The 23,563-nt window shown below is 65.1% G+C and carries 27 protein-coding genes and 1 pseudogene; 22 read left to right on the top strand and 6 right to left on the bottom strand.

Features of this window, described 5'->3' with window-relative positions:
• Positions 1-65: 65 nt before the first annotated feature.
• The 3 genes and pseudogenes from NP4_RS41175 to NP4_RS24525 form a co-directional block, all read right to left on the bottom strand.
• A pseudogene (locus NP4_RS41175) lies at positions 66-1,328 on the bottom strand (YibE/F family protein); the annotation flags it as partial.
• A 376-nt stretch (positions 1,329-1,704) separates the two neighbouring features.
• Positions 1,705-2,964, bottom strand: coding sequence for a pyridoxal phosphate-dependent aminotransferase (locus NP4_RS24530; protein ID WP_174556174.1), 1,260 nt, complete (start codon positions 2,962-2,964; stop codon positions 1,705-1,707).
• Positions 2,965-3,002: 38 nt separating this feature from the next.
• A complete protein-coding gene (locus NP4_RS24525) occupies positions 3,003-4,340 on the bottom strand; it encodes a helix-turn-helix domain-containing protein (RefSeq protein ID WP_082876194.1) in 1,338 nt (445 codons plus the stop codon).
• A 257-nt stretch (positions 4,341-4,597) separates the two neighbouring features.
• Here NP4_RS24525 and NP4_RS24520 point away from each other — a divergent pair, with 257 nt between their 5' ends.
• Entirely contained in the window at positions 4,598-5,047 is a 450-nt protein-coding gene (locus tag NP4_RS24520) for a hypothetical protein (RefSeq protein ID WP_062512639.1), read from the top strand.
• A 566-nt stretch (positions 5,048-5,613) separates the two neighbouring features.
• Here NP4_RS24520 and NP4_RS24515 read toward each other — a convergent pair.
• Complete coding sequence (locus tag NP4_RS24515; RefSeq protein ID WP_169813801.1) at positions 5,614-5,856, bottom strand: helix-turn-helix domain-containing protein; 243 nt, start codon at positions 5,854-5,856, stop codon at positions 5,614-5,616.
• Between the two features lie 200 nt (positions 5,857-6,056).
• Here NP4_RS24515 and NP4_RS24510 point away from each other — a divergent pair, with 200 nt between their 5' ends.
• From NP4_RS24510 to NP4_RS24465, 12 genes are all read left to right on the top strand, one after another.
• Complete coding sequence (locus tag NP4_RS24510) at positions 6,057-6,269, top strand: helix-turn-helix domain-containing protein (protein ID WP_068002236.1); 213 nt, start codon at positions 6,057-6,059, stop codon at positions 6,267-6,269.
• Positions 6,266-7,054, top strand: a complete 789-nt coding sequence (locus NP4_RS24505; protein ID WP_082876191.1) for a hypothetical protein — start codon at positions 6,266-6,268, stop codon at positions 7,052-7,054. The genes NP4_RS24510 and NP4_RS24505 overlap by 4 nt, the downstream gene beginning before the upstream one ends.
• Positions 7,055-7,139: 85 nt before the next feature.
• Positions 7,140-7,337, top strand: coding sequence for a hypothetical protein (locus NP4_RS41170; RefSeq protein ID WP_114755846.1), 198 nt, complete (start codon positions 7,140-7,142; stop codon positions 7,335-7,337).
• A 411-nt stretch (positions 7,338-7,748) separates the two neighbouring features.
• Positions 7,749-8,444 carry a PE-PPE domain-containing protein gene (locus tag NP4_RS24500; protein ID WP_245998460.1) on the top strand — a complete coding sequence of 232 codons (696 nt, stop codon included), beginning with the start codon at positions 7,749-7,751 and terminating at the stop codon, positions 8,442-8,444.
• Positions 8,445-8,786: 342 nt separating this feature from the next.
• Positions 8,787-9,896 (top strand): hypothetical protein, encoded by a 1,110-nt coding sequence (locus tag NP4_RS24495; RefSeq protein ID WP_068002230.1) that lies wholly within the window; start codon positions 8,787-8,789, stop codon positions 9,894-9,896.
• A gap of 58 nt (positions 9,897-9,954) precedes the next feature.
• Positions 9,955-10,170, top strand: coding sequence for a hypothetical protein (locus NP4_RS24490; RefSeq protein WP_068002227.1), 216 nt, complete (start codon positions 9,955-9,957; stop codon positions 10,168-10,170).
• Positions 10,170-10,625, top strand: coding sequence for a hypothetical protein (locus NP4_RS24485; protein WP_068002224.1), 456 nt, complete (start codon positions 10,170-10,172; stop codon positions 10,623-10,625). The genes NP4_RS24490 and NP4_RS24485 overlap by 1 nt, the downstream gene beginning before the upstream one ends.
• A 105-nt stretch (positions 10,626-10,730) precedes the next feature.
• Positions 10,731-11,651 carry a phage tail tube protein gene (locus NP4_RS24480; protein ID WP_068002222.1) on the top strand — a complete coding sequence of 307 codons (921 nt, stop codon included), beginning with the start codon at positions 10,731-10,733 and terminating at the stop codon, positions 11,649-11,651.
• Positions 11,652-11,764: 113 nt separating this feature from the next.
• On the top strand, positions 11,765-11,929 hold the full coding sequence (locus tag NP4_RS41165; RefSeq protein WP_156524941.1) for a hypothetical protein: 165 nt from the start codon (positions 11,765-11,767) through the stop codon (positions 11,927-11,929).
• A 27-nt stretch (positions 11,930-11,956) separates the two neighbouring features.
• Complete coding sequence (locus tag NP4_RS24475) at positions 11,957-12,265, top strand: hypothetical protein (RefSeq protein WP_068002219.1); 309 nt, start codon at positions 11,957-11,959, stop codon at positions 12,263-12,265.
• A 161-nt stretch (positions 12,266-12,426) separates the two neighbouring features.
• Positions 12,427-12,732, top strand: a complete 306-nt coding sequence (locus NP4_RS24470) for a hypothetical protein (protein WP_068002217.1) — start codon at positions 12,427-12,429, stop codon at positions 12,730-12,732.
• A gap of 40 nt (positions 12,733-12,772) precedes the next feature.
• A complete protein-coding gene (locus NP4_RS24465; protein WP_147288069.1) occupies positions 12,773-13,162 on the top strand; it encodes a hypothetical protein in 390 nt (129 codons plus the stop codon).
• A 3-nt stretch (positions 13,163-13,165) separates the two neighbouring features.
• Here NP4_RS24465 and NP4_RS24460 read toward each other — a convergent pair whose 3' ends face one another.
• Both NP4_RS24460 and NP4_RS24450 read right to left on the bottom strand, forming a co-directional pair.
• Positions 13,166-13,720 (bottom strand): beta propeller repeat protein, encoded by a 555-nt coding sequence (locus NP4_RS24460; RefSeq protein WP_147288070.1) that lies wholly within the window; start codon positions 13,718-13,720, stop codon positions 13,166-13,168.
• 559 nt (positions 13,721-14,279) lie between these two features.
• Positions 14,280-15,017 (bottom strand): hypothetical protein, encoded by a 738-nt coding sequence (locus NP4_RS24450; RefSeq protein WP_147288071.1) that lies wholly within the window; start codon positions 15,015-15,017, stop codon positions 14,280-14,282.
• Here NP4_RS24450 and NP4_RS24445 point away from each other — a divergent pair.
• The 9 genes from NP4_RS24445 to NP4_RS41160 all read left to right on the top strand — a co-directional run bounded on the left by NP4_RS24445 (position 14,994) and on the right by NP4_RS41160 (position 23,560).
• Positions 14,994-16,334: a hypothetical protein gene (locus NP4_RS24445; protein WP_147288072.1), complete on the top strand. Its 1,341-nt coding sequence runs from the start codon at positions 14,994-14,996 to the stop codon at positions 16,332-16,334. The two genes, NP4_RS24450 and NP4_RS24445, sit on opposite strands and share 24 nt — an antisense overlap.
• 54 nt (positions 16,335-16,388) lie before the next feature.
• On the top strand, positions 16,389-17,270 hold the full coding sequence (locus NP4_RS24440) for a hypothetical protein (RefSeq protein ID WP_068002201.1): 882 nt from the start codon (positions 16,389-16,391) through the stop codon (positions 17,268-17,270).
• On the top strand, positions 17,267-18,949 hold the full coding sequence (locus NP4_RS24435) for a Gp37-like protein (protein WP_068002197.1): 1,683 nt from the start codon (positions 17,267-17,269) through the stop codon (positions 18,947-18,949). The genes NP4_RS24440 and NP4_RS24435 overlap by 4 nt, the downstream gene beginning before the upstream one ends.
• Positions 18,950-18,966: 17 nt before the next feature.
• A complete protein-coding gene (locus NP4_RS24430) occupies positions 18,967-19,419 on the top strand; it encodes a phage gene 29 protein family protein (RefSeq protein WP_068002194.1) in 453 nt (150 codons plus the stop codon).
• Positions 19,416-20,804 carry a hypothetical protein gene (locus tag NP4_RS24425; protein WP_068002191.1) on the top strand — a complete coding sequence of 463 codons (1,389 nt, stop codon included), beginning with the start codon at positions 19,416-19,418 and terminating at the stop codon, positions 20,802-20,804. The genes NP4_RS24430 and NP4_RS24425 overlap by 4 nt, the downstream gene beginning before the upstream one ends.
• Positions 20,805-20,819: 15 nt before the next feature.
• Positions 20,820-21,164: an LtfC-like domain-containing protein gene (locus tag NP4_RS24420; protein WP_068002187.1), complete on the top strand. Its 345-nt coding sequence runs from the start codon at positions 20,820-20,822 to the stop codon at positions 21,162-21,164.
• Between the two features lie 80 nt (positions 21,165-21,244).
• Positions 21,245-21,604, top strand: a complete 360-nt coding sequence (locus NP4_RS24415; protein WP_062512662.1) for a phage tail fiber protein — start codon at positions 21,245-21,247, stop codon at positions 21,602-21,604.
• A 38-nt stretch (positions 21,605-21,642) separates the two neighbouring features.
• Entirely contained in the window at positions 21,643-23,103 is a 1,461-nt protein-coding gene (locus tag NP4_RS24410) for a hypothetical protein (protein WP_147288073.1), read from the top strand.
• 121 nt (positions 23,104-23,224) lie between these two features.
• A complete protein-coding gene (locus NP4_RS41160) occupies positions 23,225-23,560 on the top strand; it encodes a hypothetical protein (RefSeq protein WP_156524940.1) in 336 nt (111 codons plus the stop codon).
• Positions 23,561-23,563 lie beyond the last annotated feature (3 nt).

The raw sequence follows: 23,563 nt of genomic DNA, 5'->3' as shown, positions 1-23,563 counted from the left end.
CTGGCCGGGAAACGCCTTCTCGGAGAAGCGGATTCGTCGTCGTCAGCATGCCGATGCGCATGCGCGGCGGATCGCCGTCGCGCCGGTGCGACCGGTTCGGTGCGCAGCGAGAACGGTCGGGCCAGCAGGACCGCGATGATCGTGGTCAGCGGTACCGACAGGGCCAGGCAGATGCCGCCGACGGCCGAGCGGGTGATCTCGATCGCGACGGCGTCGCCGGTGAGGACGTCGCGCATCGAGCGTCCGGCGACCGAGAACATCAGCAGCAGCGGCAGCGCGCCGCCCGCGTAGGCCAGGACCAGGGTGTAGACGGTGCTGGCGATGTGGTCGCGGCCCACCCGCATGGCCGCGGCGAAAACCTCACGGCGCGTGGCCTCCTCGTCGATGGCGGCGAGTTCGAAGGCCGCCGAGGCCTGGGTGATGGTGACGTCGTTGAGCACGCCCAGCGAGCCGATAATGAAGCCCGCCAACAACAATCCGGTGATACTGACGTGTTGGACGTAGGTGGCGACGTTGGTGTTGTCCTCCTGCGACAGGCCGGTGACATGGGTCAGCTTCAGCGTCAGCCACGACAGCGCCGCCGCCAGCACCATCGCGCTGAGCGTGCCCAGCAGCGCCGAACTGGTCCGCAGATTCACCCCGTGCGCCAGATACAGCACGATGTACAGGATCAACGCCCCGGCCACCAGGGCCACCGGCAGCGCGGGCTTACCGTCGAGCAGCGCGGGCAGCAGGAACACCACCAGCACCCCGAAGGCGAGCACCAGCCCGATCACCGCGCGCACGCCGCGCCAGCGCGCCACCGCCGCGATCACGACCGCGAACGCGATCCCGATCAGCGCCAGCGGCCATCCGCGCGAATAGTCGTCGAAGGAGTAGACGGGGGTGCCGCTGGGATCGTTCTGCCGCACGATCCGGATCTTGTCACCGGCGCGCAGATCGGGTTGTCCTGGGCCGGGGGCGATTTCGAGCAGCGTGTGCTTGCCCTGATGCGGTCCGGAGTCGATCGAGACCATACTGCGTTGGCACTCATAGGATTTGGCGGGCGGCGCCAGGGGAGTGTCGTCGAAAACCTTACCGTTGGACTGACTGCCGCACGGCCCGATGTCCTGCATGACCACCGTGCCGGCCTCGGTCTGCACCGCGCCGCCGCCACCGTTCTGCATCGGCAGCGGAATATCGATGTGCTGATGACTCGGCCACAGCCAGATCGCGCCGACCACGACGAGCAGGCCGATGCCGGCGAGTAGCCCGACTACCACGCGGGCCGCGGTGGCGCCGATGGCGATCGGCCCCGAGTGATCGTGGTGGTGATGGTGGTCGCTCACCGGTCCCTACCTGTCCGTTGCGTGCCTGACCGAAGCGAGCTTAAAGGATTTGATTTTCAAGAACACCAGGACGGGCGACACCTTCGCCGAATGCGGACTACCATGCGGGATTTCGATAATTCGCAGCTGAGAGGCGGGAGGGGGCGGCGGAGAGCAGGGGGATGTCTCCGCCGCCCAGGGATCCGACGGCCCAGGGGGGTAGGCGGTCGAACCCGGGGCCGAGCGACCCAGGGGGGTAGGCGGCTCGGCCGGGCACCTTGAAGTGCCATGGACTACTGTACACAAACGGCCGATCTTTGCGCTAGCTAAGTCTTCAAAAACCTCAATTTTTCGAACTCAGGGTTTGTTTCGTCCGGCAGTGCCTACGGACCGTTCGTCACTGTCTGTAGCTGGCCAGGAAGTTGCCGAACCGCTCGATCGCGACGGCCAGATCGCGCGCCCACGGCAGCGTCACGATCCGCAGATGATCGTGCTGGGGCCAGTTGAATCCGGTGCCCTGCACCATCAGAATCTTTTCCTGCAGAAGCAGATCCAGGATCAACTTGGAATCGTCGTGGATCTCGTGCACCTCGGGATCCAGGCGCGGGAACGCGTAGAGCGCGCCGCGCGGCTTCACGCACGACACACCCGGAATCATATTCAGCTTCTCCCAGGCCACATCGCGCTGCTCCAACAGTCGCCCACCCGGCAGCACCAGATCGTCGATGCTCTGATGACCTCCGAGCGCCACCTGAATCGCATGCTGCGCAGGCACATTCGGGCACAGCCGCGAGGAGGCCAGCAGATCTATACCCTCGAGGAATCCGGCCGCGTGCTCCTTCGGCCCGGTGATCACCAGCCAGCCCGAACGGTATCCGGCGACCCGATAGGCCTTGGACAATCCATTGAAGGTCAGGCACAGCAGATCCGGCGCGAGCGTCGCCAGCGAGATGTGCTTGGCATCGTCGTAGAGGATCTTGTCGTAGATCTCGTCGGCCAGCAGCAGCAGCCGATGCTTGCGCGCCAGAGCCACCAGCTGCTGCAGCACCTCCGTCGAATACACCGCGCCGGTCGGATTGTTCGGATTGATGACCAGCAGCGCCTTGGTGCGGTCGGTGATCTTCGACTCGATATCCGCGATATCGGGCTGCCAGCCGTTGGCCTCGTCACACAGATAGTGCACCGGCGTACCGCCCGCGAGGCTGGTCATGGCCGTCCACAGCGGATAGTCCGGGGCGGGGATGAGCACCTCGTCACCATTGTTCAGCAGCGCCTGCATGGTGATGGTGATCAGCTCGGAGACGCCGTTGCCCAGGTAGACGTCGTCCACATCGAATTCCGGGAAGCCCGGCACCAACTCGTAGCGGGTCACGATGGCCCGGCGCGCCGAGAGGATGCCCTTGGATTCGGAATAGCCCTGCGCATACGGCAGCGCCGCGATCATGTCCCGCATGATCACATCCGGAGCCTCGAAGCCGAACGGAGCGGGATTGCCGATGTTCAGCTTGAGAATGCGATGGCCCTCGCCCTCCAACCGCGCCGCATGGGCGTGGACCGGCCCCCGAATCTCGTAGACGACGTTCTGGAGCTTGGTCGACTGCTCCAGAACGCGCGGCGGTAGATGAGGTGACTGGCTGGTAGGGCTCACCCGTCCAATGGTGCCACTGGTTGGCAAGCCCTTATCGCCGCCTTCCCCTATGCGGACAAATGCACCGGAATCATCCGCACGGCCGCCGATGCCCCGCAGAACTCCTCGATACGTTCGTCCAGGTGACGGGCCTCCGCGGCATCGCGGAACGGGGGCGCGGCGATGCGTCGGCGCAGTTTTGTCAGGCGCTCCTCCAACTGGGCGATGCGCTTGTCCTCGGCCAGCTCGAGCACCGGCCGCAACGCCTCGGCAGCCCCGTCGAGACTGCCGTTGATCAGATGCGCGGCCGCGTTGTCGACCCGTGCCAGCGATTCGGCGCCGTAGGAGCGTTGCTCCTCCGGCCCGCTGGCATACAGGTCGATCGCGCGCTGGGTGGCCTGCAGCGCGGGTTCGGCCTGGTCGAGGTGGATGTAGGTAGCCCCGGCGTAGTAGTGGCTCTTGGGCTCGTTGAAGCCGAAGACCCCGCCGACCTCGTCGTGCAGCGAATCGGTTCCATCGCTGTCCCGGGCCGAATCGGCCTCGCGGATACACCGCTGGGTGTCGGCGACGCTGCCCAGTTTGGACCAGATCCGGGCCTCGATATTGTGCAGCCGCACCCGGGCCGTGGTCGATTCGGCGTACTGCTGGCCGTTCTGGGCCAGCAGCACACCCCGACGCGGGCGCTCGGATTTGTACTCGATCAGCGCCTGCATACCGCGGGTCCAGGCCCGTAAACCGTTGTGTCCGCACAGTTCCGCGTAAGCCCACCCGGCCCTGGCCTGTTCACCCGCGGCGTCGTGATATCCGAGGTCGGTGCTGGCATTGGCCAGTAGACCCGAGAGCGTACCGGCGAGCAGGTACAGATGGCCTGTGTCCGAGGGCCTTTGGTGTCCCTCGAGCAGCCGATACACCCGCCGCCGGACCCGCAGCATCTCCACCATCATCGGTACCGGTGGCACATGGACGTAGTCGTTTGCGATGCGCGTGACGTCGGCGTCGAGTTGCTCCAGCGTGGACGCACCGACGTTGGTGGCCTCGGCTCGGCCGGCGTGCTCGCTTGCTTCGTGGGCAGCCGCCATGATCAGATCCCTCTCCGAAATCGCTGCTAACGCATCACCTCTCATCGCACCGGCGTCTACGAGTGCCAAAAGTTCCGCGTCGCTCGAATACTTGGTGTGCGCGGAACTTTCACCGCGCACCTCGAATTCAGATGCGGGTCGATCGATAAGGGGCTGATCGATCAACGCCGCGAACCGCGCCCGCACAACATCGTCGGACCTGGCAAGAGATGTATCGAGGGCGGCCTGATTCACCGGGCGGGGATGCACCCGGGCGCCACCTGCTTCCCATTTCGAGACCAGGCGTTCGTGCACACCCAGATGTGCCGCGAACTCCCTGATACTCATCCGCTTCGCATCGCGGAGGGCGCGGGCTTCTTTCCCTGACCACTGCCGGACCACGACGTCATCCCTTCCGCAACGAACTTCGTAATCCAGGGTACGAGCGCATGGTGATCATGACCACAGCCGAAACCGAGCTGGTATCAGCGATTTTGCAGGTGAAGAGATCAGAGGCAGCGTAAGGGCAGCGCTAGGAGGGCGGCCGGGCGTTTCGAATGGGAGTCGACCGGCGCGAAGCTGGAGGAGGATCGAGGGAGTTCGCCGTGAACGTGGAGAAGCTCAGGACCGTAGAGGATTGGGTGGCGTTCTACCGGCACGAATTCGGGCTGCCGGTCACCGAACGCGGTGGCTTCGTCATGCTGCCGATCACCGGACGTATCGGTGTCGTACATCTACCGACGATGCGCGCCGAACGCGTCCGCGACTCCCTGTCCGAGCAGGGGATGGCCGGTCCCATGCTGGCGCGTCAGATTCGGTGGAGTTTCCTGGTGGTGCCCGACAGTCGACCGGGCACACAGGTTCTCGACGTTCTGAATCGCCTGGATATCGGCATCCCCGCAGCCGGCAGCGCCGTGATGTTGCCCACCGGTCTCGGCCGATGGACCCGGGAAGGGTGCCACTGGGTCGTTCCGCCGAGCCGGGACAGCAAACTCCCACCCCTTTCGGTGGTCATCACGACGGCGCTGGCGGTGGGTGGGGGCAGCGAGGCCTGAAACCTCGCTCCCCGGACCCGGGTCCGCCTCCCTTGGCAGTCGACGGGGCGGACCCGGATACCGGGGTCTTGTATTTCTCGGAACGGGTTCCGTTGTCCTCGTGTGCATCTGACGAAAACCCCGCTGGTCTGTGTATACTCCGGCCGTCGGATATGTCCGAAATTGTTTGTGCGGCTGGGCATAACGGACGGATGGAAGGTATGGGATAGGGCGAGGCGGACTGACACCCCAAACGGGTCGCGCAGGCGAACGGGAGCTGCCGTTCGCGGGGTGGGCGTCCTTTCGTTGTTCTCCGGCCGGCGCAGCTCCCCGGAGTACGAAAGATTCGGTCCGTATCGGACCGGGAGGTCATGGGATCCGTTGTGGGTCTTGGAATTCGAAGGGGATAAAGCCGCATGGAGGCGAGTAGATGGGCGGCGTGGTTCGCCACGCTGCTTGACGGCGAGGCGCTGACGATTGTCGGCGCCGGACTGGGCGGGGAGATCGTGCGACGGATACAGCTGGGCACCGCCACGGTCAGCGATGTGATCCGAGCGGCGTGGGAACTGGGTCGAGACCCGCGGGAATTATTTCCGGTATCGTTCGACGACTTCGATCGTCTTGGCGACGATCTCCTGGGGAGAGATACCGAGAGCGTCACTCAGGGCATGTAACTGAAGCATGTCCGGTGAGCGCTCACCGTTTTCGAAACGTTGAATGGTGCTCACCGCCAATCCCGACGCGGCCGCCAGCTGCGGCCGAGTGAGGCCGCGCCGGGCCCGCGCGGCCCGCAGTTCGCTGCCGACCGCGCGATTGATCTCGTCGTCCATGTCCCGCAATTCCATACGGACCATTGTGAAGTCCGAACGGCGTTCTTGCAAACACATTCGGCGTGTTGGCGCAGACACGCCAGTTCCGCGTGTCGTCATGGTTACTGGTCCGTATGGACTTGCCGAAGGTCCATACGGACCTTAAGCTACTCCGTATGGAACTAGAAGAGAGATGCATCGCCTTCAGAGTCGAAGGTGCCATGGCCGCGGCGGGCGTCGACCTGCCCGAACTGGCCAGACGCACCGAGCTCTCGGAGGCGACCCTCACCGAGCGGCTGGCCGCACCGGCGACACTGCGGCTGACCGACCTCGGGCGTCTCGCCCTGGCGCTGGACTGCAGTCCGACCGACCTGCTGGCCTGCCCCGGCGGTAACGACTCCCCGACCTGCTGCCGACGGGGTGCGGCCGCATGAATCCGTTCGAACCCGGGGCTCGAGAGCAGCGAAGTGGGGAAGCTTGCGCTGCTCGAATCCACGGCGACGACCAGCTGTACCTCGACCGCGCCGCGATCCGGGAACTGTCCGCCCTGCTGCGCGAAATCCCCGACCTGGCCACCGATCTCCTCGACGCGGTGACCCGCCGGGCCCGCCTCGGCGAACGAGACCGCGGCTGGCGGCAACGTTCCGGCGCGCAGCCGCTGCCGTACAACCCCGTGGCCGCCGCGGCCGCGGACCGCTTGCACGCCACCATGGTTTCCTGGGTGCGGCTGGTATGCGAGCACCGGGGGCTGGACTACGACGGGGCGACCACGGCCGGGGGTTTGGCCCGCTGGTTGGATCGCAATCTCATCGCGCTGGCCATGACTCCCGGGGTCGAGGGCGCGCCCGGTGAGATCCGATCGGCGATCGAGACCGCGAACCATATCGTGTGCCCACCCGCGACCGTCATCGAACTCGACGCGGCCCAACTCGCAAAAGCTCGCGGCAGCCGCCTCAACGCCTCGGGAATCGCCACCTTGGCACGGGAATTGGGCGAGCAATACCGAACACTCACGGTGCGCCGCATCCAAACCCTGCGCGACGCCGGACGTATCACCGCCATACCCGGCCCGTGGTCCCCCGACTGGCCCGAACAATTCGTGGTCGGCGAAGTTCTCGACGCCCACCTGATCCACCCCTTACGTCGGCGCCGCACCGCCGCAACCGATTCCACAACCCCGCGAAAAACGGTAGGAATCGAAATCCGGCGCGCCGGCTGAACTGCCCGCGCCCCATTCTCTGACACCTCCCAGGCCGACGAGTTCCACGAACTCGCCGGCCTGACTCATATTCGGAGCATTTCCCATGCACTACAGCCTCACCCAACTACTCGACATGTCCACCCACACCGCCCCCAAACTTCCCCCACCCCTCTATCAGGCCCACGAACTCATGCGCCTGCACCGCCAATGCACGGTCGAATCCTGTCCACGTAAACGCGCGGCCTTCGAGGTTCTCGTCGAGGCTGGGCGCATAGTGCCGGACTCGTCCAGGCGACACTGAAATCGATGCTCTACCAGCAATTTTCGATATTCTTTCCGCGAAGGCGTTGACAAACCGATTCGCTTGGGTGAAGCTATCTGCAGCGCCACAGTTGTGCCCGGAATCGAAAACTTCCCCTCGATCACATTCCGGCCCAACCTACTTCGCGCGAATCCCCTCTCGAATACCCGAGACACTTCCCGAACCCGCCCTGCCCGGCCTGTGCCTCCCGCGATTCCCACCCCTTCGCAGCGGTCGCAGGCGGCCGGACGCCGGGGCGCTCGGCGGTCCCACCCGATGCCTGCGCATCCGGGTGGGACCGCCCTTTCCACCGATCGTGACCCACGCTTCGAAGGAGCGGCCTTGATCACCGTCCTGACCTGCCGGGGAACCGCGGAACCAGCGGCAGGCCCGAACAATCTGCTGACATTCGTGACTCGCAAACTGGATCCCACCAGCTACCGGATCGGCCCCGATGTCGACTATCCCGCCAGTATCGGTCCGGTCAATCCGCACGGAGCCATCGGCGGCTGCTCCGAACAGCAGTCGATCGAGCGCGGCGTCGATGAACTCGCGGCGGCGATCCGGCGCACACCCGACAAGGTCGGCCTCCTCGGCTACAGCCTCGGCGCCGAGGTGGTCACCCGCTTCCTGGAGGCCAAGGCAGCCGGCGAACACGACGACTGCGATATCGTCTGGTCGGCGAATATCGCCAATCCGCTGCGCCGCGAGGGTGATTCGATCGACCGCGACCCGGTCGGCTTCGGCATCAACGGCCAGCGCGGCGACTGGCCCGAGGACGTCTTCACCTGGGAGGTAGCCAGCCCGGGGGACGGCATCACCTCCTGCCCCGCCGAATCGCCGCTGCGTGCCCTCGCCGACGGTGTCTCGGCCTTCAGTTTCGCCGAACTCGGCGGCTGGAGTATGGACCTGGCCGAGCGCATCGGCCGAAATCGCTGGCAGCCCGATCAACTCGACTGGTGGCGGCATCCGGTCCGGCAGTGGTCGAGTTGGACGCGGGCGGCCGAACTGATGAAGGGCTATCTCGTCGGCGGCACGCACAACGTCGCCTACATCGAGGGTGGCTACTGCGATCGCCTCGCGGCAATCCTCAACGCACACGGATGATCCGCGTGGCATCGGTAGAGTCCGGTTGTGGCACTGCGGAACTGGGGCTTCGGTCGGAAGAACCGTCCACTGCCCCAGCGGAATCACGTGCCGATCGGTCGAATCATTCGATCGGCTGTTCCTCGGGCTGCTGTGCACAACGACGCTCTCGGGCGGGCAGCTGAATTGGATGACCGGCCGCCTGGCGATATCCATACCGGGCGAACTCAATTCTTTGTTGTCCACCCTGCTTTTTCCTGGCCGATCAATCCGGCCGGACAGCAGCTTTCGATGTCGAGGCGGTGACCGCCATGCTCACACCGTCGTCGGCTCCGCGCATATTCTTGCCTAGGTAGGTGAAACGTGGGATACGATCCCAATTCGCTGGATGTGAAACATTTCGACGGATCGTTCGCAGGCTACGGAACCTCGTATGAAATCGTAGACGACCAGAACGGCAATCCGCTGTGGGTCGATGTGAACGGATCGTCGAGCCTGAAACAGATTCGATACGAGCCGGACGGCGGTCAGACCTTCGTCCCGCTACACCCCGGACTTGCGCCGATCACCTGGACGCCGAGCTCCAATGATTTCAAATCCGGCGCGCTGAACGCGTTGTCCTCCGCCGCAGTCGATTCCAAGCGTGAGGTATTGAAGAATTTCGCGAGCAAGGGCGGGGGGTCGTTCCTGTTCGACGCGGTTCTGTCCGATACCGATTCCCGCTACGGCATCACCGCCGAGAACGTGGACAATGTCCGGACCACCCCGCGTCGGCCGACCGCGAAGGGCACAGCCCTTCCGATCGGGCCATCCCATCCGTTCGAACCTCCCGCGGAGGGCCTTTTCACCACGCTGCGCCGCACGCTCGGTTTCGCCGACGGTGGGGAGGTGGAGGGCGGCCCGCGCGATGGCGAGGGCTTCCTGTCGACCGCACGTCCGGGTCTGCTGTTCCCATTCCTGCAATGGCCCATGCTGGCGCAGCTGGCGGGTCAAGCCGCGGGAAAGGCGTTGATACCGCAGGTTTTCGCCGAGGGCGGCGAGGTCGAGGAGGAACACGGCCCGCAGGATTGGGACAGCGGCTTCCTGTCGCTCAACAAGCCCGGCCCGCTGTTCCCCTTCCTGCAGTGGCACAGCTGGTACGACATCTTCGCCAAAACCAGGTCACAGGTCGAGAAGGCGGTTGTCACCGCGGCGGCGGGTGTGGCGGGTGGACCCGCGGGCGCCGCGGCCGCCTCGTTCGCCAACAACCTGCTCGATACCTTCGGCAGTCTTTCCCAACAGTTTTCGGCTCCAGCGCGCACCTACACCCCGCTGCCGTTGAATGTTCCGTCGGGGGCGGCCGTCGGGGGCGGCGCGCAGATCGATCGGACCATGACTGTCAATGTGATCAAGCCGCACGAGAAGCTCGATGACCCGGGCATGGCCGAACAGTTGCGCCGTCGCTCCGCGACCTACATGTCGCATGTGCGCTAGCCCGCCGAAATACGAACCGCCAAATCATATTCCGCTGTCCCAACCAGGAGAGGTACAAGTGTCCGTATCCGACGAAACCATCAGTCTTCCCGCGTCTTTCGCCATCGATATGTCCGCGTTGCTGGCCCGCGTCGTCACGCTGCGCGCCGATCTGGACGCATTGGCGAATCTGGTTCAGGGCATGGCCCTGGCCGTCGACGCGGGTCGTCCGGCGTCGACGGCCGGCAGCCTGAGCGCGATCGTCTCGCTCGGGCCACAGCCGGAAGCCGTGTGATGGCCGATCCGATCTATCCGGCGCCCGGGGAGTTCCCCGATTTCGAGCGGTTTCTGACCGATCTGTTCGCCCCGATCGCGAGGACCGTCGGCACACTGCCCGCGACGCCCTCGGAGCTGCAGTCGGCATTGCCGCTGATCTGGGTGCGCCAGACCGGCGGAACGCTCGACATCAACGCCATTACCTACAAGGCGAAGGTCAGCGTGGTCGTCTTCGGCTCCACACGATCGGAGGCCCAGCGGCTGGCCGTGCGAGTGCGAGACGCCGTGCTCGACGCTCCGGCCACCCGGGTGAACGGCGTACTCGTCGACTACGTCGAGGAGATCACCGCCGAGGAACCGAAGTTCCATCCGCCGATTCTGCGGCGCAGTCGCGGGCTGACCGAGGTCCCGGACCTCGATCCGCTCAATCAGATGGTCGAGGCCGCGTTCTCGATCGAAGCCCGCCGCCAGTAGGTCGGGCTCGAAACCCTGCCGGAGACAGGGACGTTCATCAGCACCCGATAAGGGTGCTTTTTTATTGGCCACATCCGCTCGCGCGGATGTCTCGAATGGAGTCTCATGCCTGCCCCCACCAGCCTGTCGGATCTGAAGGCCGCCCAGCGGTCGCTGCTGCTCAAGCCGCTCGACGCGGCGGTGTTCCTCGCGCCCTGGCCCACCCCGGCTCCGGCGTCGTTCACCGACGGCAATGCCAACCTGCAGCCCTTGCCGTCGGATTACAAGCCGGTCGGCCTCATCGACAAGAAGACCGGTATCGCCTTCGCCCGCGGCATCACCGCCGCCCCGATCGAGGCCTACGGCGAACTGCAGCCGGTGCGCAACGACATCACCAGCGACATCACCACCATCGAGTTCCAGCCGCAGCAGACCAGTCTGACCACTTTGCAGCTGACCACCGGCGCAGCGCTGCAGCAGCTTTCGGCCGCCGCCGGCTCTGGTGAGGTGTTCTTCCCGCAGCCCACCTCCGAGCAGATCACCTATTACTCGGCGATCATCATCGGCAAGGACGGCAACGACGCCGCCCCGGTCTATGTGTTCAAGGTTCTGCCCAAGGTCGCCGTCAGCAAGTACGGCGGCGAGCAGTGGACGCCGACCGAGGTGCTGAGCCAGAAGCTCACCCTGGTGGCGTTCAAGGACGACGCCGCCGGTTACGCGGTGGCGCACGGTTTCGGCGGCGCCGGCTGGCAGAAGCTGCTCGCGGCCAGCGGTATCAAGTACACCATCAGCTCGATCAAGGTTGTGCCGCAGACGCTTTCGATCGTGCGCGGCAATTCGTCGGCGCCGCTGGTCGTCAACGATCAGTACGGCGGCACGATCACCGCCCCGGTGATCTTCAACTCGTCGGCGACCTCCGTCGCGACGGTCGCCGCCAACGGCGTCGTCACCGGCGTCGCCGCCGGTTCCGCGACGATCACCGCATCCTTCACCCCCGCGGGTTCCAGCACGGCGCTCACCGCGACCTGCGCGGTCACCGTCAGCTGACCCCAGGTCCCGATCACCCGGCCCAGCCGGGCGTGGGAGCGTGCGCGCGTGTCTCCGGTCGCGCCACGCCCCCACATCTTCTGTCCACATACTTTCGAAGAGAAAGCGGGTTCATGGTGTCCGCCATTCCCACTCAGTACCCCGTCACCCTCACCGACGGTGACCGCGAATACCCGGTTTTCAATGCCACGGAGTACGTCAACGCCGTGTTCAAGCTCGGCCACAGCGCGGCCGGCGATCACTCGCAGACCGACTCGAACGCGTCGAATCCCCAGTAAAACAACCGATCCGGAGAACACGACCCCATGAGTGCCATCGATCGCGGTCGCTTCTACGAGCTGCGCAATGAGCTCGCACCGAAGCGCCGCGTGCCCTACCGGCTGACCGAGGACATCGAAATCCCGCCCGTCACGCGCGGCCAAGTGCTCGCGCTGCGCGAGGCGACCAGCGACGACGAACAGATGGCGATCGTGCTCGGCGAGCACTACGACGCCGTCGAACACCTCTTCGCCGACCGCCCGCACGACGAATGGTTCGCCTTCCAGCGCGATCTCTACGCGCATATGTTCGGCCAGGGCGCCGGTGACCTGCCGGGGGGATCCGTGGGCTCGTAGAGTTCTGGGAACGTTTCGGTGCCGCGCTCGACTACGACCTGCTCGAGCGCGGCATCGATGTCCGGGACTGCTTCGGGCCCAACGACATTCGCACCAGAGACTGGCGAACCATCTGGGCGTTCAAGGACCGGTTGCCCCATGGGTCGCAATATCGTTCGGCGTTGGCCACGGATCGGGAGCTTGCCGAGCAACTGCTCGCGGCCGAGGACGAGTCCTTCGATTCCGACGCGGCCGCCGACGACTCCTCCGGCCCCCGGCCGGAGGGATACACCATCGACAGCTACCTGCTGCTGTCGGTGATCGATGCGCTACAGGGCGTCCAGGCCGCGATCATCGCCGCAGCAGGCGGCGAACCACCCCGCATCCAGCCGATGCCCCGCCCGGTCTCGGCCCTCGAATCGGTCCGCGACGAACAGCGAGACCGGTCGATGCGCCGGTTGATCGACCAATTCACCAGCGGGGCGTGAGGTGACAGAGCCGCACCCGGAACAACTGAACGAGGTTTCAATGATCTACTCCGCTACCCTCCCGGCACAACCTGCCGGTGGGGCGGATGTCGTCGCGGTCGCCGGGGTGTATTCGCCCGCGTTCTACAGCGGCGATACCGTCACCGACGTCGAAATCGTTGCCCCCGCGGGCTTTTCCCCCATAACCGGCGCAGCGAACGACAATGTGACCATCGAGGTGCGGCAGCTGCGGGACGGGGTGGTGCTGCAGACATTCGCCGCCCTGACCACTGCACCCGGCATCACGCTGTCCGCCGAAAGGCCGATATCCCTGCCGATTTCGGGCCAGCCCCTGCTGCTGGCCAGGGACGTGATCGATGTGCGACTGCGGCAGAACGGCGCGGGCCGCGCCGTCGGCCCCGGCCTGTATCTGTCGGTCTTCGTCAGCTGACGCTCAGCGTGAGCCGAAGTGGACGGGTAACCAACTGTGGCCGCCGTCGCGGGTTACCAGGAGCGTCTTCTCGGAGCGATAAGAATGGATGTTGTCTGCGGTGAACCTCACGGACTGGAACGTGAAACCGGTTGACGGTGTGACGAATCCGGGCCCGTCGTCGTGATCGGTTCGGCCGAGGTCGCCGAAGTTGGTGTAGCCGCCGGACTCCGGTGGCGAATACGTCCGAGTCCGTTGTATACCGCCGTCGAACGATGTGTGAATCGTGCCGTCCACGCCGAGGGCGATGGTGTCCTGCGCGGAGGCCAGCAGTGTTGTCAGGGTTGCGCTCGGATTATCGCGCGTGGTGAAGGTTTCGCCGCCGTCGGCCGAAACGAGTAACCTCGGCTGCCGATATCCGGACACCGTGGCGGGCGGAGCGCACAGGGCAACGACCCGGTCGGTCGTGGGCGCCTGCAATGCGGACAGGTATTCATCCGCCGCGTTACAAGGGGTGCGCCACGAAAACCACTGCTCTCCGGCAAATTTTGGCTCCCGTGGAAACCGGCGTCGCGGCACCGTCGCGGCCTCTCGTCTCCCCATAGATCCATACCCATGTGGTGTCGTCGCGCGATACGTTCTCGACGAGGGGATCGGTGAGGTAATCGCCGTCGGTGCGGAAAGACGAGACTTTACCTACGGCTTCGCCCATCCGGCCAACCGACAACTCCAGCTGACCCGATCGACTCCCGTTGACGAAATGGACGGAGTCGCCGGGCAGGGTGGTGTTGTGGCCGAGGGCGGCACCCGTCCAATCCGCTATTTCCCAATGGGTCCCGCCGTCGCGGGTCCACCACAGCACTCCCTGTGCGGCTACCCAGCCTTCGGAGGCGGTGGCGAAGCGAATGGTCCACGCACCCTGCGGGATCGTCGCGGGGCAATACCTGCCAGGTTCGACCGCCGTCGGTGGTGTGTTCGATCCGCTGGCACGGCCGACCCGAGCCGCAGGGTTCGACCGCGCCGAGCACCCAACCCCTCATCGGCGGAGACGAAACTTGCCGAAAGCGGCTGAAAGCGTGGCGATCGCAAGGGACGCGGTGCCGATCCCGACGACATGCCATCGCTTCATGATTCGAGATCAGGGATGCGGAATGGAGTGCGGGGTCGGTGCGGCATTGCCCTGGGCGGCGCTGGGGAAACAGGGTGACGTGATGTCTACTCCGAAGTCTCCGTTGTCGGCGATCTCGGCCACGATCGTGAAATGGTCGGGGGTGGTGGATTTCATGATTCTGGGATTGATTCGCTCGTCGTAGGTGACCGGCCAGCCGAGTTGTTGCCATGCCGTGCGAAAGTCGGGGAGATACGAATGAGGCGATCTGATGGCGCCTGTCACCACATAGGTCGTTCCGATTTTCAGCGGAGCATCTGGACCGGATTCGTGCAGTAGGCAGCTGCCGCGATAGTTCGGTCCGAGTTCAAAACCGTCCCAATGGTCGGACAATGCGAAGGAGAGCTCGGCGGGTAACAGCCGCAGCGTTTCCCGTAGATGCGTGACCTGTAGTTCGGCAGCGGCCTTCTCCGACATTTTGTCGGCGACGGGAAAATCGCTCAGATAATTGACCTCGGGCATCGGCGTCCATACCGGAGAGGTGGGTGCGCCCGTGTTCTCCGAGGCCGTGCCGCAACCGCCGCACAGGACGGTAGCCGCGACGGCGAGGATCGGCCCGAGGCGGCACCAGGACACGGAATTTCCTTTCGAAGCGCGCTGCCGTATTCGTACGGCGTTGCCGCACATGGTATCTCGCCGCGCTGCCGCGGTACCGGCGTAGTCGAGAAATGAGACAACGGTGACATGATTCTTGATGATCAACCCCACGACCTGCGGCGTGCACTGCTCGCGCCGGGCGGCGGGCCCCCGCTGGCATTGCCTGGAATCGGCGATGTCCTGGGCGCCATGTCCCGGTTTCTGCATGCGCAGGCTCCGAAACCGACGCCCATCGACGCCGATCCGCGGCGCGCGGCATCCATGGAAGCCTTCAAACAGGTATTCGGCCACGCCCCGGTGGACAATGTGGACTGGGAGACCGCCTACGCGCTGAACCCGAACAGCTACGACCCCAAGTATCTGGGTGTGAAACCGCAGATTCGTGTCGTTCGAATCAATCCGGTAGCCGAACAGGGAGTCGTCCGCGCCGGTGCTTTCATTCACGTGCCCAAGGCGTTCAATTCCGTCACCGGCGACGACAATCTGGGTGACGATCGCGACCCGCAGGCCGACTTCGACCCCGAGCACACCCGCGTATCGATGTACGTCGATTACAAGAACGGCCTGGTGGTCCTGCGCCAGAACCCCTCGGTCAAGCTCGATTCCGATGGCAAGCCCGCCGAGGCGAAGACCGGGACGCCCGAGGCGCAGGTCTGGCAGGCTCAGGACGGTTCGGTCCGTATCAAATACAGTGCCCACGATGCCTTCGTGCCGAGCCTGGGGCCCACGATCGGCACGGTGAACGGCGATCTCGTCTTCACCCCGGGCCACGGCGTCGCCGGGACGGCGGGTTCCACCGGTGCCACGGTCAACGGCCGGACCACCGAATATCCCTGGCTGGAGATCTATCAGGATGCTCCGAACGGCAACCGGCACACGATCGGCGTGATGCGACCGCCCGAACGAATCGACAATCGCGCGGGGCCCAATCTCGGCCTCTGGGTCGATCACGATGTGGGCGAGGGGCTCAGCGCCACGGCTCCTTTCCAGGAGCGCGGCATTGTCCAGAAGGGGCCGGACAACTTCCAATACGCCATGGTGGACAAGCCGTCGGTGAATGCCGGAAGCGTGCAGAACCCACCGAAGGCGCCGGTATACGCGTCCGGTGGCGATGTCCGCGGCCCCGGATCCTCCATCGGCGACAAGATCCCCGCCTGGCTCTCCGACGGCGAATTCGTGATGAATGCCAAGAGCACCGAGGTGAATCGGCAGTTTCTGCAGGCGCTGAATCAGGATCCGTACTTCCTGCAGAAGATGTTGGCGCAGGCCGCCGGCGGAGGCGGGCGTGCGTCCGGCGGCGGTGCGCCGGGTCCGGTGGCGCAGCCGGATCGTCCGGCGCTGGTGAATATTTCGACGGCCGGTGGTGAGGATGTCATCGGGCGGTTGAAAGTGCTTGCCGCGCAGTGGGAGTTGATGCATGCGCGCTGAGTGCGTGGGGCTTTGTCGGAATCGATTGGAATTCAAGGGAATAGAGGCACAACTGTGGCACCGAAAGCCGCGATGATCACGGTGACCGGCGTGGATGGATCGCAGTGGACGATCGCCGGTCAGGGGCGTGGGCGGGAGGGGGTGGAATTGGCGACGTCGCCGAGCGGGCTCTATGACGCTCCGGTGACGACGATCTGGAATCAGACGGCATTTCAGGCCGGATCTTCGTTCGGTGGATATCGGACGAACAAGCGCGATGTGGTGTTCGCGGTCAACATCTTTCAGGCCGCGGGGCAGTCGTGGGAGGCGGTGGACTCCGCCTGGCGCAAGGCCTGGGCCTACGACCGGGATTCCACGCTCACCATCACCACCGACTACGGCACCCGCTCGCTCGCATTGCGCATGTCCGAGCAGCCGGATTTCAAGCCGGAGAAGGATCCGCATCTGAAGAGTTGGGGCAAGGTCGTGATGACCTGTACCGCAGGTAATCCGTGGTGGGTGGAATCCGATGTCACCAGCTCGTGGACCGCCGCCGTCGACACCACCGGCGGCCGCATCGAATCCGGCACGGTCACCGTGTCGAATCCGACCGATCAGCCCATGTGGCTGAAGTGGGTGTGCTCGGCCCCGGGTAAGTGGACGCTGCCCGACTTCTCGTGGATACCGGGCGATTCCCATGCCAATCGCGTGATCACCCTGCCGCAGACCGCGGCGAAACAGGATCTGACGGTCGATACCGATCCGATGGAGGAGATGATCGTCGCCGCCGATCACTCACAGGTGTGGGCGCAGATGAACGGCGTGAGCTTCCTGCATTCCGTGCCGCCCTATACACCGGCGACGGCGGTGCCCGTCTCGGTCACATTCGCTCCGGTGCGTGCCTCGGTGCTGGTCGTGCAGCCGCGTAATTGGTCGCGGCCCTGGGGGTTGCAGTGACGACGGCGTTGGAGCTGCCGGGCATCTATTCGAATGCCCAGATCGCCAAACGAATTCGCAAGGAACAGCGCTTCGCCCGCCCGCTGGTGCGGCTGTGGGACGGCGATTGGAATCTGCGTGGTGTCTGTGGCGCGGAGATCAGCGCCGACTTCCGATGGATCCTGAATCAGGCCGGTACCGGCGTTCTGGTGCTGCCCTACGACTACTACCTGGCGAAATGGGCCGTCGACATCGAGGGCCGACCGACCCAGAACGTGCACATCACCGTCGACAAGGACGGCGCCCGCTGGGACGGGCGGCTCGAGAAGGCGGTGCTCAAAACCGATGAACGCGGTGTGACGACCGTCGAGCTGCTGTTCATGCACTCGTATCAGGAGCTCAAGCATATCTACTGCTGGGCCAATCCCTTTCTCCCCGAGGGCTTTCAGTTTCCGCGCGAATTCCTATTGGCCGGGCCCAGTATCTGGGTCCTCAAGACGGCACTGTTCCTGAACCTGCTGCGGTTGAACAACCGCCAGGACTGGCCGGTTCCGGTGGATCCGATCGATCTGAACGGGTGGGCGACCCTGGATCAATCCCAGTGGCCGATCGTGGTGTCGCCGACCCGATTCGATACCGACAGCTCGATCTGGACCATCTTCGGATCCCGCTTCCGCAATTTCCACGAGGTGGCCGCGGGCACCCTGGAAACCGCGCAGCTGGCGGTCGTCACGCGCCGCTGGCTGCGCGGCGACCCACCGCCGTGGCCGGGCGCGAACCTGCGTAACGGAACCCTCGTGGTCGACATCGTCGACAAGTCGGGTTATTACAGCGGAACCAGCACGGGCGGAAATATCTGGGACGGCCTGCTGCACACCATCGAGAAGTTCGACAAGGATTGGCTGGGAACGACTCCGAACCGGCTGCCCGATCCGGACGCACCCGAGTTGTACAACAAGCCGGGCTGGATGGGCACGCTGCCGTCGAGTCCCTGGGTGGTCTATCGGCAGAACGAACACACCGGCATCCAGTCCTCCCAATTCGTCGTCTCGCCGTCCTCGGCCGTGCAGGTGCTCACCGGCGGTCATTCCATGCCCGGGGTGAACGAGGCGATCTCCTCGGCCATCCAATTCACCGGCATGGTCATGGGCGGTCTGCTCGGTGAGATCCCCTTCGCGGGGCCGATTCTGCAGGGCGTTGCCAATGGCGTCACCGAGGTGGTGAATACCATTGCCATGGCACTGCTTTCGGACACCCTGCTGGCCTGGATGCGATACGAATCGCCGCAGCGGATCAAGGAAGCGGGCTGGTCGCACTACTACGAGCATTTCGAGAACAGCGCCGACCGCGCGTACACCCTCGGCTCGCTGCTCACCATGGGTGAGGGACTGTGGAAGACCCGCCGCTACTTCACGCATAAATTCACCGTCGCCAACGGCGAGCCGTATCTGATCGGCGATCAGGGCAGCGGCCACTTCTTCCTGGGCGACCGCGTCGGTTCGACCGTGAAGGGCATGCCCGCGGGCTCGATCTACGTCGATCAGGTTACCGAACTGGAACTGGCCTGGTCGCGCACCGCCAGCCCCGCCTGGCAGATCACCGTGGGCACGGACAAGGACCACGACATGCCGTTCGCCAAGTCGATGCGGGTGATCGCCGACATCGTCGACGAAATCCAGTCGCTGGCCGTCCAAATGTAGATCTCGGAGAGAATTTCATGTCCATTCCCGTGTACGAGGAATGCAATCAGAACGATCCCTACGACGCGTTCACCTGGGCGCTGGTCGGCCTGCCCGGCCCGCGCAACGCACCGTTGCTGGTACACCCCGATGTATTGCGGCAGTGGTCGAAGCACCTGTGGGACCTGGGATTTCGTCACTATCCCGACGAGCAGACCAAGGAATTCCATCCGCCCGCGCGCGGAGTCACCCACTGGCTCAACGGTTCCGGGCGATGGGCTCCCGCGGGCAGTGAGCGGGCGCCGGAGGCCACCGTCCCGGATATGACCCAGCTGACGCAGGACGAGCGCGCGGATATCGTCCGGCAGCTGCGTGAGACCGGGGAGCTGCGCCATCTGGTCGATCCGCGCGAGCTTCCGGCCAATGTCGCGGTGATCGGAACGGCCGACCAGATCGGGCGCGAACCGGATTCGCCGGGAAGTGCGCGATGACCCAGCCCGACAAGGAAACCAAGGCGGGTCAGTACGGCCTGAGCCCGGGCACCGGCGCCCTGGGCGGTATGCAGAAGATCACCTTCGACGGTGCGCGGCAGTCGATCATTTCCTCGGTGCTGCAATCGTTTCAGGGCGTCGACGCGGCCGGTACGAATATCAACGGGGCCACCAACAAGGCGATGAATGCCGCCGCCACCGCGCAGGCGGGTGCGGTATCGGCGCAGAACACCGCGAACTCCGCGCAGGACACCGCGACCGCCAACTCCTCGGCGATCGCGAATCTGCAGAATCAGCAGCAGCAGAATCAGGTCGGCGGTGCGACGTTCTCGGATTCGTTCGATACCTGGAATACGGCCAACTGGAACTCCTTCAAGTCCGGACCGGTCGCCGATATGGTCGTGGTCCGCGGGCAGGCCGGTCTCGACAAACGCGGAAATACCGACTCGGGTGGCGTTGTCGCACTGTGGAAGACACCGCTCTACACCGATGCGCAATCGGCATCGGTGGTGATCGGCAATCTCAACCAGTCCGGTAGTTTCGCCGGGAGCGGTCCTGTCATCCGCGCCGCCGCCGATTTGTCGACGTTCGTCTGGGCGGTGGCGGGCGGAAATTCGCTATATCTCGGTCGAGGTACCCGATCCGGTGGCGTAATAACGTTGACGCAGTGGAAAGCCACCGGCAATGCGCCCATCGAGACGGGTGACGCCCTGACGCTCAGCGCCAAGGGCAATACCTACACCGTGCAGGTAAGTGGCGTGTCGCTGCTGTCGTATACCGACATCGCGGGAGAGGTACCGGTCGGCAGCACGAATCGGTGGACCGGCTTCATGAGCCAATATCTGCTGCAGAACTCCAGCTGGGGCGCCAACGCATACTTCGGCTGCGACTTCGATTCGTTCACCGCGGCCGATACCACGCAACCGTCGATGGTCGGCACCGGTTGGTCGATATTCCGGCAGGACGAAAACGGTGTTCCGCAGCCCACCGGCTACAACCGCATCGCGCAGGGCACGTTCGACACCTTGCGGTCGTCGAACAATGTCAATGTCAACCTCGGCAACGGCGCGATTCAGGTGACCAAGTCCGGTTGGTATGTGATCAGCGTCGGTCTGCAGTGGACCAATCCCGCCGCGTCGAACCTCGCGTATTGGACCGCACTGTATTCCGCCCCGTCCGCCACCGGACCGTGGAATCTGTTGCGGCTCTCCGGTGAAGTCACCGCCCCGGGGACCTACGCCAGCGGTGCGACCTTCGTGGTTTTCCTGGCGGCCAACACCTTCGTCTCGCCCGGCTACGCCACCCTTCAGGGCGGCACCGCCGTACGCGGTGATCCCGGCGGCGCGGCGACATTCTTCGACGGCACCCTCTGTTCGTTCGCCTGATCCGAGAGGAAACCCATGACCACACCGAGCGATCCCGGATTCCTGGGATATCAGCCGACCATCGAACCCTTGAAACTGACCACCGGCGCCAGCTTCGTGCAAACCGTTCAGCCCTCCGGCGGCGCCGTATTTCCGAGCGGCACAACGATTTCCCTCGTTCTGACCGCTCCGGGCGGCGCGGCGCTGGGTTCGTGGCCCGCGACGGTCACCTCGACCACGGCGACCTGGAACGTATCGACCGAGATCGCCGATGCCGTTCCGGCGAATTCGCGGTACACGATGCTGGTCACCTACCCGGCCGGGCCTGCGGGCCCGGCGACGACCTACGCCTGGTACGCCGGCACGGTCATTCGCACCTAGTTTCTCGAACGCTACCCGAATGCGTTGATGCCCAATGGCATTCAACGAATCACCATCCATCCCAAGGAGAAGGAACCGATATGGCTATCGCCGTTACCAAAACCAAGGACGCGCTGTGCAATGCGTACGCCACGATCGCGCCGACCATCTATGTCTCGGTGCACATCGGTGATCCGGGCACGACCGGCGCGAACGAGGCAAGCGGTGGCACCCCCGCGTACCAGCGCAAGGCCACCACCTGGGCCGCCGCGGCCAACGGCCAGGTGACGGGCTCCCCGGTCACCATCGACCTGCAGCCGGGCACCTACACCTGGGCCGGACTGTGGAAGTCCGCCAACGGGACCGCGGCGGACCAGTTCATCGACAAGGTCGCCATTCCGTCGACCACCCTGGGCGCGCAGGGCACGCTGATGATCACCCCGACCTTCACCATCAACTAGGTCGGAACATCTTTCCCGACAATTGAATCGGAGGCGCTGTGACAGCTACAGCACGGGTGAGCGCGGCGACATTGCCCGCGCCACCTACTGCGCTTCCCGCGGCCCCCGCGCCGCCGTCCGTCGCGGTGTCGTTGCCGAGCGCACCGCTCATCGTGGTGGACGGCGGACAGATACCGGTCGTTCCCGCCTTCGTACCTGCCGCTCTCACCGCCACCGGCGGGCTGATCGCCGCGTTGATCCCGGCGGCACGGATCCCGGCGGCGGCGGAGACCACCGGATGGTTGACGATCGTCGCCGTCCCGTCGCAATACACCCCTTCGGATTTCACCGTGGGTGCGGGCGCGACGGGCAGGACAGCCGTGATGACGGGGACGGCCACCGTCCCCGCCGCATTCGGTGGCGAAGGCCGGTTGAACTTTCCCGAACTACCGCTGCGTGGTGAGGGATCGCTCTCCGCGACCATCGTGGCCGCGAGTTCGACCTGGAGTCCGTTCTCCGGAACCGGCGCTGCGACGGCCACGGTCAACTCGGTCGCGTCCTTCTCCGGAATCGGTACGGCGAGTGGTTCGTACAGCCAGAACATGAAGGTTGTCGAGCCATTCGCCGCTACCGGCGGTGCCGTCGCTACCGTGGCGGTGAAGGGTAAGGCCGTGATCACCGCGGCCTTCGGGGCAATCGGGTCGATGTCGTCCAAGACGGCCCCCGCTGCCCCCGTCCCGGGGTCCGCGTCTGCCGGGGGAGCCCTGACGGTTGGAACCGGTTTGTCCAGCGCTTTCGGCGCGGACGGGACCCTTGCGGTATCGATGGGCTCGGGTTCTCCCTTCGCGGCCACCGGCACTGCGGCGGCGACGGTGAGCGCCCCGGCCACCTTCGCGGCGGTCGGCGCGCTCATCGCGGACGTGGTCGTGCCGACGCCCGCAGCGTTCGGCGGCAGCGGATCTCTGGTCGGATATCGAGCCGATGCCGCGGCATTCGGTTCCGGAACGGCGACCGCCACGACCGGTGTCGCCGGCATGTTCGCCACTGTCGGCGGCGCACTCGGCGCGACGGGACTGACGGCGACAGCGACCGCTGGCGGAACGCTGATGGTGAAGGTGGTCAACGGTTTTCAACCGGGCGGCATGACCAAACCCGCCGCCCAGCAGACCTCGGGCAGCTGGGCACAATTGGGCGGCTGGACCGCCGAGGCCGGATCCACGGTCGCCGGGGACGCTCTGATCGTCAAGGGCAGCAAGGCGTCAGCCTCGGTGAGCGCGAAGATCTACTGGGAAGCAGGCACTTTCAGTCACAAGATCCAGGTGCAACTGCGGCGCAACGGACCCGGCGGCCCGGTCATCGCCCAGGGGCCCGCAAGTGGTTCGAGTCCGTCCCAGGTGCCGCCGACCACGGTTGCCCTGAACGACGGGGATCAGATCACGGCCGAGATCATCGATACCGGTCTCTACCCGGCCTATCCCGCCACCGTCATCGGCGACGGGTCGTACGTGCGGATCAGCTGAGGCGGTGAAATGCGACGGCTCCGGCCTCCCGACTCGGGGGCCGGAGCCGTCTTTTCCGTCTCGACAACAGGAAGTAAATCATGTCCAAAATCATCAAAATCCCCGTCACGCCGCTCGACGAGTGGACGACCATCCAGGTCCCGGCGACGGCCGAATTCGTCGGTGCGGAACAGGCTTATCTGCCGGGAGCGCCCGGCGGCGGCCCCGCGAAGTACAAGTACACCTTCTGGTTCGTACCGGACCGGACCGGACCGGCACCGGAAACATCACCTGCGCGATTCGCGCCGGGAGCTTCCCGTCGCCGCTTCCTGGTGGCGGTGGTGATCCGAACACCGCGACCTCCGGGCTGCCCGACGCCCAGGCGTTCTTCACCGAGAAGCATTTCTTCTGGTATCTGAAGGACACCTTCGGCACTATCGGTGGAAAGTATCCGCCGAATCCGGGTGCGAGCAACTAGTTC

It is taken from the genome of Nocardia pseudobrasiliensis NBRC 108224, assembly GCF_001613105.1.
GTDB classification, from domain to species: domain Bacteria; phylum Actinomycetota; class Actinomycetes; order Mycobacteriales; family Mycobacteriaceae; genus Nocardia; species Nocardia pseudobrasiliensis.
The sequence above is the reverse complement of the archived record's forward strand: the minus strand, read 5'-3'. Positions and strand labels throughout refer to the sequence as shown.

Coding starts and splice junctions, on each gene's coding strand:
- NP4_RS24510 (WP_068002236.1), top strand. CDS start 6,057: ATGGCCGCGGCGGGCGTCGACCTGCCCGAACTGGCCAGACGCACCGAG.
- NP4_RS24415 (WP_062512662.1), top strand. CDS start 21,245: ATGGCTATCGCCGTTACCAAAACCAAGGACGCGCTGTGCAATGCGTAC.
- NP4_RS24480 (WP_068002222.1), top strand. CDS start 10,731: ATGCCTGCCCCCACCAGCCTGTCGGATCTGAAGGCCGCCCAGCGGTCG.
- NP4_RS24475 (WP_068002219.1), top strand. CDS start 11,957: ATGAGTGCCATCGATCGCGGTCGCTTCTACGAGCTGCGCAATGAGCTC.
- NP4_RS24430 (WP_068002194.1), top strand. CDS start 18,967: ATGTCCATTCCCGTGTACGAGGAATGCAATCAGAACGATCCCTACGAC.
- NP4_RS24515 (WP_169813801.1), bottom strand. CDS start 5,856: ATGGACGACGAGATCAATCGCGCGGTCGGCAGCGAACTGCGGGCCGCG.
- NP4_RS24485 (WP_068002224.1), top strand. CDS start 10,170: ATGGCCGATCCGATCTATCCGGCGCCCGGGGAGTTCCCCGATTTCGAG.
- NP4_RS24525 (WP_082876194.1), bottom strand. CDS start 4,340: ATGAGTATCAGGGAGTTCGCGGCACATCTGGGTGTGCACGAACGCCTG.
- NP4_RS24425 (WP_068002191.1), top strand. CDS start 19,416: ATGACCCAGCCCGACAAGGAAACCAAGGCGGGTCAGTACGGCCTGAGC.
- NP4_RS41165 (WP_156524941.1), top strand. CDS start 11,765: ATGGTGTCCGCCATTCCCACTCAGTACCCCGTCACCCTCACCGACGGT.
- NP4_RS24505 (WP_082876191.1), top strand. CDS start 6,266: ATGAATCCGTTCGAACCCGGGGCTCGAGAGCAGCGAAGTGGGGAAGCT.
- NP4_RS41170 (WP_114755846.1), top strand. CDS start 7,140: ATGCACTACAGCCTCACCCAACTACTCGACATGTCCACCCACACCGCC.
- NP4_RS24445 (WP_147288072.1), top strand. CDS start 14,994: ATGATTCTTGATGATCAACCCCACGACCTGCGGCGTGCACTGCTCGCG.
- NP4_RS24420 (WP_068002187.1), top strand. CDS start 20,820: ATGACCACACCGAGCGATCCCGGATTCCTGGGATATCAGCCGACCATC.
- NP4_RS24465 (WP_147288069.1), top strand. CDS start 12,773: ATGATCTACTCCGCTACCCTCCCGGCACAACCTGCCGGTGGGGCGGAT.